Source organism: Arthrobacter sp. ISL-30, from assembly GCF_018613855.1.
Lineage (GTDB): Bacteria > Actinomycetota > Actinomycetes > Actinomycetales > Micrococcaceae > Arthrobacter.
Window position 1 is genome coordinate 1 of the sequence record NZ_JAGGPK010000042.1, and the last position, 9,265, is coordinate 9,265.

Consider the following 9,265-nt stretch of genomic DNA (forward strand, 5'->3'; position numbering starts at 1 on the left):
TTCTACATGGGGACCCAACCATCGAGGCTACCCCCGCGGATGCGACCATGGCCTACGCGGCCAGCGAGTTGAGCCGAGCGCTGGCAAACGATGAACGTCTCGCTTCAGTCGAAGTTCGGGAGGGGAATCACATAATTGTTCATTGGGACGGCCCGGCGGACTCAAAGCTACAGGATCTCTTGAACCGGTTCCCAGGCTTGAATATTTCAGTCCATCCAACATCTTGTTCGCCAGGAAAGCTTCGCGAGTATGGCAGAAAGCTGTTGGTTTCCGACTCGGCAGTCAACATCGTGTCGGTAGCACCTGACGGGTCAAGCCTTCGAATCACCCTGGATGAGTCCCTCAGAACAACTTCCGATGTTGAGAGTCTCGAACGCAAATATTCCGAAGCCGTTGGATGCCTTGTCAAAGTGGAGTTCGAGGACGTTACGCCTTTATCTGGATGATGAGATCCGGGTTCCTCACAACGGTCAGATCCCAGGGATCCTGGGCCGAAGACGGTGGCACGAAAAGGAGTGGGAGCTTTCAGGAGCTGACCCTGATGAGATGCTCGAGTGGATTCCTTCGCATTCACATGGGCGGTCCTACAGTCTTTGGGCGGTAACGCGTTCGACACTGGATCCGAAACCTGGCCCAATTGGGCTACACAGACCTACAGGTAGTGTCCGTTTACCAATCCTTGAACGGACGCTGCACGGACTCCGCCTAGGGGATGCAATGTAGGGTCGGTGGACAGGGACCCTAAGACTTCGCAGGTGCGACTAATCCATGGAAGGTGCTTCATCAAAACTCTCCGGGCGATCAAGCGGCTCATTATTGAATTGCCTCAACCAGCCAGGGCGTTCTACTGGTGCTTCATCGCGCTTTTCTTGGGGACCTTCCTTGTCGGGGTCATAACCAGGGTGAACTGGGTTGCCATCGGAGTGAGCGCAGCAGGCGTGTTCTTGTTTCTGTTCGGTTTGCACGTGTTCCGAGACACCAAAGGAACCGCGAGCACGTGGTCAAGGATTTATAAGGAGAGCCGTGGGATCGAACCTGAAGGTTTTACGTTTTGCCGACGTGCCGACGATTAAGGGCATGGGATTTCTGTACATGTTAGCGGGAGTATTTTTCGTGGTGGGAGGGGTCGGGTTTTCTTTTTCATCACCAGGTTTTGAAGCAACGATATGAAGCTCACCGGCGAGGCCGCTGACGGGGAACAGGCGGTCGCCCTGGCATCCGAACGCCCCCGCCCGGATGTGATGCTCATGGACTTGCGCATGCCGGTGATGGACGGAGTCACTGCCACCCGCCACATCATCAGCCAGGCCGACGCCTGCAACTCCGATAAGCCACGGATCATCGCCCTGACCACCTTCAACTGGGACCAAGCCGTCGTGGATGCCGCCCAGGCCGGCGCCAGCGGATACCTGCTCAAGAGCGCGGAGCCGGAGTTCCTGCTGGCGGCTTCATACGGACCGTCCACTCTGGATACTCTGTCACCGCCCCAGGATCAGTACACTCCCTTTTCGAGCACGCCGCGAGGCAGGCGCCGGCAGCGGGGAGGGATCTGACTGTCCTCGATGTCCTGTCCGCCCGTGAGCGGGATGTGTTTCTCCTCGCCGCGAAGGGACTCAGCAACGGCGAACCATGAGGACGGCCAGCGACCGCAAACTCTGGATTTCGGGGAGATAAGAGGATTTTCGGGACACCCGCCCACGTCGGGGGGCGCCGGCGGGCCCTCTCGCTCCCTAGTGTTGACACAGATAACCCTCCGGAGCCCATGACAAACCATCAATTTTACGGGAGTGGGGCGTCTCTTCCCGAATCTGGCTCCGCCGGCGCGGGCGATACCTTTCCGCCCGGTGGGGTACGGAGCAGGGCGCGCAACGTCTGGATGGTGTCGGCCTCCGCGGCCGTCTTGTCGTCACGGTAGCGCTTGACGCGTGCGAACCGAAGGGCGATTCCACCCGGATAGCGGGGAGACTGCTGGACGCCGTCGATGGCGATCTCGACCACGGTGACCGGCTCGGTCCAGACCGTACCCGCCGTACGCCGCACCTCCAATTCCTGGAACCTTTCGGTCTGCCATCGCAGCAGCGCGTCGGTGAGGCCCTTGAAAGTCTTGCCCACCATCACGTAACCGCCGGGTTCGCCGAACTCGCCAACAGGGTCCAGGGCTCCGAGGTGCAGGTTCGACAGCAGCTCGGTGCGCCGTCCTGACCCCCATTCGCAGGCGAGCACCACCAGGTCGTAGGTGAGCACCGGCTTTACCTTGATCCAGTTCGAACCCCGCCGCCCAGCGGCGTAGGCCGAGCCCACCGCCTTCACCACCACCCCCTCATGGCCGGCGGCAAGCGCATCGCGCGACACTTCCTCGGCAACAGCCGCATCCGCAGTGATTTTCCCCGGGATGCGGTGCCCGGGGGCGATGCGCTCGAGCACGCCGATGCGTGTGGACAGCGGCTCGTCGAGCAGGTCGCGCCCGTCGATGTGCAGCACGTCGAAAAACCACGGATGCAGCAGCGTGGTGCGCGCCGCGTTCGCACCGAACCGGGACATGGTCTCCTGGAACGGCCGGGGGCCGCCGTCCTCGTCGAGGGCTAGGGTCTCGCCGTCGAGGATCACATCGCGCACGGGCAGTCCGCGCACCACCTCCACCACCTCAGGCAGCCGGTGGGTCACCTCGGCCAGGGTGCGGGTGTAGATGCGCACGTCGTCGCCGGCACGGTGCACCTGGATGCGTGCGCCGTCGAGCTTGTATTCCACCGACGCTTCCCCCGTCGCCTCCAGCGCCTCGCCGGCACTGGCCGCGGTTGCGGCGAGCATGGGCTGCACGGGACGTCCGACGACGAGGCCGACCGCGTCAAGCTGGGCCGCGGTGCCCGTGATCGCCAGCAGGGCGGTCCCGCCGAGATCGCCGGAGAGCATCGCTGCGCGGCGTACTGCCTCGACCGGCCGGCCGGCGGCGCGGGCGACCGCATCCGTCAGTACGCCTTCGAGTGCACCGGTACGAAGTTCTCCGAGCAGCACGCCGGCGATGAAGGCCTGCTCGCGCTCGGTGGCTTTCGCCATCAGAGTCCGAAGGGTGGCGGCGCGTTCCACGGTCGAGCCAGCGCCTGCGGCTGCCAGCAGCCGGTCCAACGCAGCGTCGAGGTGGGCGATAGTGAGATTCGGCTCAGGAGCGGGCTCGCCCCTGGCCGCCCTCATGCCGCTCCAGCCGATCCCGACTCGGCCATGGCGTGGCTTGGCGGTGAGAAAGCCGACCGCCGTCGGGATGTCCGCGGGGTCGAGCCGGAGCAGCAGACCTGCCAGTTCGTTGACCTTGGCGAGCCGGGAGCGGGTGGAAGCGACGGCTTCCGAGGTCCTCACGAGCTCGTCGAGCAGCATGGCACCAGTCTGTCACGGCCGCTGGCTATGGACAGCGATTAGACCCGGTGATGTCTGTGTTGGGGGATCCGGCACCAACGGCAGCATCGCCAGCCATGAGAGTAACTGCACCCGGTGGATTTGGAATCTCTCGCCTTAGGGGCTGCAGTTTCAGTAAATCTCCAATGCCGCGAAGCCGAGATCCGTCCTACAGTCCCATGTCATGACGTAGAAGTGTTCTGCAGGTGCTGCCCGAGTCAAAACCGGCTGCCACTCCCACCAGCCAAGTCATCGGAAAAGGAGCAAAAGATGACCCACCCAACAGACAATCGCTTGACGTCCGCAAGCCGATTCCTTGAGGACCTTGAGATTGGTGATTCATGGCTATCGCAAGGCCGTACTATCACCGAGACCGATCTAGTGACGTTCGCGACATGGTCCGGTGACATGCACCCACTGCATACCAACCAGGAATATGCCCAGCGCACACAGTTTGGCGGCCGGATTTTCCACGGCCCCGGTGCGCTTGCGATTGCCTTCGGGCTAGAAATGAGGCTCGGCTGGAAGGAGGATTCCGCCATAGCCTTCCTGGGCATCCACGATTGGAAACTGGTCGCTCCGGTACGGATAGGGGACACAATCTCAGTACGGGAAGAAGTAATGGAGCTCAGGCCGTCCGCAAGCAAGGCTGACCGCGGAGTTGTGACAACCAGGGTTGAGATACTGAATCAACGCGGCGAAGTTTGTCAGGAAGGCTCCTGGGTGGTCCTCCTGTATCGATCCGCAGCGCACACTCTGTGATGAACCAACAAAAGCAAAGCTGAATTGGACTGGCTCGAGATTCCGGACATGATGAAGGCATACCCGCTTGAAGCGTTCGGCGGGAGTGAGGTCCTGAGAGAGCGATCGAGGGATGTCCCTGTCCCGGGATGGGGTCAAGTGCTCGTGAAGGTTGAAGCCTGCGGCGTATGCGGCCAAGACATCATGAGAAGAAGCGGCAAAGTTGATCGCGTCCTGGGCTCGATCATGGGGCATGAAGTCGCCGGAAGGGTCGCCGCCGTGGGTCCGGGTTTGCGCAGTCTCCATCTTGGTGATCGGATTGCGTCCACGCAGCGGCAGTCCTGCCACCGCTGCCGGCACTGCTTCAGCGGCCGTGAGGTCCTCTGTATGGAGGGCAAGCTCTACGGCGAAGCCCTGGACGGCGGTTACGCCGAATACTGTGTAATGGATGAATTGAGCCTTGCTCGCATCCCGGACAACGTGTCTTTCGATGATGCCGCCATCGCCGCTTGTGCTATCGGTACCGGATATCATGCACTGCTGCTTAGTGGTGTGAAACCCGGGCAGCGCGTCCTCGTAACAGGGGCTAGTGGTGGGATCGGGATCCATGCTTTGCAATTGGCCCGCAGCATGGGGGCTGAAGTCATTGCGGTCACTTCCAGCCGGCAAAAAGTGGATCGACTGCGGCTGTACGCTGACGAAGTGCTCGTTGCGGAGCACGGGACGTTTCACCGAGAGATCCGAAACCGCGAGCTCCAACCGGACGTTGTCCTTGACGTGACTGCCCACGTGACTTTGGACAGCAGTCTCCGCTCTGTTCAGCGCGGTGGCACCGTAGTTGTCGTTGGAAACGTAGAGAACAAGTTGGTCGGGATCCTGCCAGGCGCGTTCATTATTCGGGAAACTCGCCTTATCGGCTCCAAGGCCTGCAGTCTTGCTGAACTGGAGGCTTGCCTGCAGTTTCTTCAACGAGGCTTGGTGCAGGCCGAAATTTACAAATCCCTACCTTTGGAATGTGCTCAAGCTGCACATGATCTCCTGGAGTCCCGTGCCATTCAGGGCAGGGTGGTCCTTAAGCCCTGACATCCCCGGCTATGCCAGCGTCCGGACCTCTGGATAGGAGTGGCAAGGCCAGGATGCCAAGGCGTCTAAAGTGCCGCGACGGTTCCGTCAATCTTTATACAAGGAGGTATCCATGGCACATGTAAGCAAGCCAGAAGAAGGTTTGTTAAAATGAACAGGCGCCGCGCCTTGCTGTCAGCGTCGTTTTGCTCCGGGACTCGCCAAGTGGCCTTGAGGTGTTTGTTCAGCACAGGGCTTCGACAATGGATTTTGCCGCTGGTGTGATCGCTTTTCCGGGAGGGCGGGTTGACGGCGTCGATTCTTCAGGCTGGGAGTTTAGCAGCGACCTCTTGGAAGCGCATGCTGCAGCTTGGGAACGCACAAGCGTCTCCCATGATTTGTCGGAAGCCTCCGATAAGGCAGGACGCCTAATTGCTGCAGCGCTTCGTGAGCTGGCAGAGGAATGTGACATCTCCCTGGAACCAGGTGCACTTACCCCATGGGCAAACTGGATAACATCGGAAGGTTTGCCCAAACGGTTTGATACCTACTTTTTTGTCAGCACACTAGCGCCGAATCTTCAGCCCCGGCATGTAACAACTGAGGCATCAGACTCGCATTGGATGCCTGTTCGCCAGCTCATTGAAGAGGAAGCTGCCGGAATGCTTAGGCTCCTGCCCCCAACGCTGGCGATCCTGGATGAGCTCTTTGAAGTGGGTGCGGCAAAGCAGGCAATTCAAAATCGACGGATCATTGAATCTGTGCTTCTCCGTCCTGACAGTATTGAGGAGTTCTACCGAACGCGCAGGGCTCTACGTTCCGTGCGGGATCTTAAGGACTAGGTCAGAGCGGAGACCTTGCAGGACGCCCGCGTCGCATCGAGTCCATCATCCACGAACCCACTCCACCTGTCCCGGGCATGGTAGGCGCCCAAGGACTGTGGATTGAGGCCCTGACGCGTTCAAAGGTCGAAGCAGCTTGGAAGACGCCTTCAATCAGTTCACACCGGCGGGTTCGACAGCCACGGATACCCCTCCTCCTCTACGAGGTCGTCAAGCGCAGCTCGTGTAAGAAGGGAAGCTTTACATGCATACTTTGCGCACCGCCAGCGAGCCAACTCGTCTGTGGGACTTAAGCGTGCAAATGATCTGGCCGGGGAGGGGTGCAACGTCCCCATTTGGCCTTGTGGGTAATACGAAAAGCTCGGCGTAAGGTGGATTTCCCCCAATGTCGCTGGACGCCGAGCCAACCTACTCTTCCGATATGCAGCACATAAACAAAGTGACGATTACAGAGGCCAATGCACCTGACGCTTCTTCCACGAGCCGTCCACAGCAGCCTGCGGACATGCCCAAATATTGGTCGACTTCTGTTAGCCGGGTAACCGATTCAAAGGTCTACATCCGTGGGTATGATCTTGAAGAGATGATCGGCAATGTCCCGTTCGCAGCTTCGACTTTCTTATTGCTGCAGGGCCGACTTCCCACGCCTGCTGAAGCGGGTCTACTTGACGCGGTCCTATCAGCCATCCTCGACTACTCACTGCAAAAGTCCGGAACTGTTGCTGCTCGCTACGTCGCCTCTGCCAATCCCAACATGGCTGCTGCGCTGGCTGCCGGAATCCTCGGTGTTGGGAAGAACACCATGGACCCGGCAGACGCAGCGCGGTTCTGCCTAGACATGTATTCGCGGCTGGAGGCCAGCAATAAGGCTTCTAGTGTTCTGGCCGCCGAGATTGTCGAGGAATTACGCGCAAGGAAGCAGCGGATCCCAGGTCTAGGCCACCCCGTTTTCCGGTTCGTTGACCCTCGTGCGCAGAAGCTGCGCAAGCGCGCCGTCGATGCCGGCGTCTGGGGACCCAAGGCCGAGTTCTTCGAGGAGATTTTCCGCGCATTCACCAGCCTCCCGGGCAAGGAGTCGATCGTACTTAACGACATTGGGATGATGGCACTGGTGCTTGTCGAAATGGGGTTTTCGCCGGAAGAAACCACTGGGCTGGCGATCCTATCTACACTTCCAGGGGTCATCGCCCACGTCTCGGAGGAATTGGCCCAAAGGCGTCCCATCCGCACCGTTCCCGAGGGTACGGCCGAATATGACTTGACAGCGAAAGACTTCAACCATGATTGGACTGAAGCCGGATGGGCCGACGAGTAGCAAGGCTGCTGTGAGTTGACCTACTAAGGGGTTGTTGTCTGGCCCCGATCCCGATTTCATTGCCATCAAAGTCAGCAGGGACGTTCATAGGCATGAACGAAATGTAACGGGGCCGGTATAGGATCCCGCAGCCTGCCTCCTAACAAAGCCTTCAAGATCGTGGCTCTGTGGAAGCGCCTAACATCGGCCCCTACTTCCACCTCCTGGCTCCGGAAAGGATCTAACCATGGGCAGTTCAGTTCTTATCGTCGGAGGTGGCCTCGTTGGCACATCGAGCGCATACTTTTCAGCGCGTCAGGACTTGAATGTGACCTTGCTCGAACAGAAAAGAATCGGGTTCGGCGCCTCGGGCCGCAATGCAGGGTTCGTTTGGCTCCACTGTAGGAACCCTGGCTGGGCCCTCAACATCTCGAAGAAGGGCCGTGAACTCTACGATGAACTCCGCAGAGACCTGCCCATCCCCTTCGAATTCCGGGCTGATGGCGGTCTGATCTATTTCCATGACGAACGTCAGGCGCCCATTTTCAAGGAATTTGTTGCTGCGCGACAAGCAGACGGCCTCGATATGACGCTACTGGGGAACAAAGAAGTTCGGGACCTGGTCGGGCCGATCCGTCAAGACGTCGTCGGCGCCAGCTATTGCGCCGAAGACGCCCAGATAAATACACCCACAGTGGTGGCGGCCTTGGCCGCGGGTGCACGGGCCGAAGGAGCTGATCTCCGCGAGGGCATCACTGTTTCCAAGCTCATCTTCTCCGACGGCCGTGTCGTCGGCGTGGAAACGAATGAAGGAAACTTCTTCGCAGACAAGGTAGTTATCGCATCCGGAGCGTGGACCGAAAAGCTGATGCGGGCGAGCAACCTGGAAGTCCCGATCGGGCGCGAACGGCTTCAGGTGATGGCTACCAAACCCTTGCCCATGCAGATCAAGCCTGTCGTCTACGGTCCCACCGCAGCAAAAGCATACGGGCTGTTCCGCAATCTGCCGAGCTGGGATGATGAGCTTTTCCGCAGCAAGGTCGAAGAAGAGTCCGGCTATGAAATGCTCACGCTTGCCGCACAGCGCGCGAATGGGGAAATCCTGATTGGTTGTCCCATGGACTACCCTTCCGAAGTGGACCTATTCCCGACACTTGACGGACTCAAAGCAATCGCCGATGACATTACCGGGGAGTTCCCCGGTCTAAGGAAGGTAGGCATCGACCGAGTATGGGCAGGTGTCTTGCCTTTTACTTCCGATCTTGTCCCGGTAATCGATGAAATCACACCCGGTCTCGTCATGGCTGCAGGACATGTGTTTGGCAACTCCGCTGGGCCGATGACCGGAAAACTCATTAGCCAGCTCCTCACCGAAACCGAACTTGAAATAGACCTGACGGAAGTCCGTTGGAACCGTGAGCTTGATCCCGTGATTCCCGGGGCAACTCTCCATTGGTAACCTGACCATCCAGCGGGAGTGGTGGTGGCATCGCAGATGCGGCCACCGGTCAGGCATTCCCTGCGGTGCCCTGCTCACCTCCCGGCCCTTCTCGGATGCGAGGACCAGGTTGGCCCCACGCATGCCAGAGCTGACGAGGGCGATTTGGCGGGGGTCCACTGTCTGGATGCGGATGTACGCTATCCCATTGCGCCTCTGGGCCTGCTCCTCGATGAGGACCCGGCCCTACTCGCCGTGCTGAACCCCTTAGCCCACTACGGCTTCTGATTACACAGCGGAGCGACATCGCTAGCCGCCCGGAATGTGCTGCAGGCCTCAGTGCATTCACTCCGGCGTAGGGTTGCATTCACAGGCCGGGGTTTGTGAGTTGATGAGTGGTTGTTTGGTTCTTTCGTTAGTCTCACAGTTTTGGTGGGGTGTTTCTTGGCAGAAGATGGCTTTGCCAGCTGAATCCGGGTGGGGGTGCTTGGCAGTGGTCCT

The 9,265-nt window shown here is 59.5% G+C and carries 9 protein-coding genes; 8 read left to right on the top strand and 1 reads right to left on the bottom strand.

Features of this window, described 5'->3' with window-relative positions; all coding sequences use genetic code 11:
- The 3 genes from J7E82_RS16220 to J7E82_RS16230 form a co-directional block, all read left to right on the top strand.
- Positions 1-446: hypothetical protein (locus J7E82_RS16220; RefSeq protein WP_214864465.1), on the top strand; the 446-nt coding region annotated here is incomplete at its 5' end.
- 577 nt (positions 447-1,023) lie between these two features.
- Positions 1,024-1,170: a hypothetical protein gene (locus J7E82_RS16225; RefSeq protein WP_214864467.1), complete on the top strand. Its 147-nt coding sequence runs from the start codon at positions 1,024-1,026 to the stop codon at positions 1,168-1,170.
- Complete coding sequence (locus J7E82_RS16230; RefSeq protein ID WP_251042002.1) at positions 1,167-1,553, top strand: response regulator transcription factor; 387 nt, start codon at positions 1,167-1,169, stop codon at positions 1,551-1,553. The genes J7E82_RS16225 and J7E82_RS16230 overlap by 4 nt, the downstream gene beginning before the upstream one ends.
- Positions 1,554-1,779: 226 nt before the next feature.
- On the opposite strand, the gene J7E82_RS16235 is transcribed toward J7E82_RS16230, so the two are convergent.
- Complete coding sequence (locus J7E82_RS16235) at positions 1,780-3,369, bottom strand: ATP-dependent DNA ligase (RefSeq protein WP_214864469.1); 1,590 nt, start codon at positions 3,367-3,369, stop codon at positions 1,780-1,782.
- A 426-nt stretch (positions 3,370-3,795) separates the two neighbouring features.
- Between J7E82_RS16235 and J7E82_RS21350 the strand changes: the two genes are divergently transcribed.
- The 5 genes from J7E82_RS21350 (at position 3,796) to J7E82_RS16260 (ending at position 8,785) form a co-directional block, all read left to right on the top strand.
- Entirely contained in the window at positions 3,796-4,149 is a 354-nt protein-coding gene (locus J7E82_RS21350; protein WP_374223626.1) for a MaoC/PaaZ C-terminal domain-containing protein, read from the top strand.
- Positions 4,150-4,332: 183 nt separating this feature from the next.
- Positions 4,333-5,211: a zinc-binding dehydrogenase gene (locus J7E82_RS21355; RefSeq protein WP_374223627.1), complete on the top strand. Its 879-nt coding sequence runs from the start codon at positions 4,333-4,335 to the stop codon at positions 5,209-5,211.
- Positions 5,212-5,453: 242 nt separating this feature from the next.
- The gene (locus J7E82_RS16250; RefSeq protein WP_374223625.1) at positions 5,454-6,032 is read left to right on the top strand and encodes an NUDIX domain-containing protein; all 579 of its coding nucleotides are present in this window, start codon (positions 5,454-5,456) and stop codon (positions 6,030-6,032) included.
- Between the two features lie 385 nt (positions 6,033-6,417).
- Positions 6,418-7,347, top strand: a complete 930-nt coding sequence (locus J7E82_RS16255; protein WP_214864476.1) for a citryl-CoA lyase — start codon at positions 6,418-6,420, stop codon at positions 7,345-7,347.
- Between the two features lie 226 nt (positions 7,348-7,573).
- Positions 7,574-8,785 (top strand): FAD-binding oxidoreductase, encoded by a 1,212-nt coding sequence (locus J7E82_RS16260; protein WP_214864478.1) that lies wholly within the window; start codon positions 7,574-7,576, stop codon positions 8,783-8,785.
- Positions 8,786-9,265 lie beyond the last annotated feature (480 nt).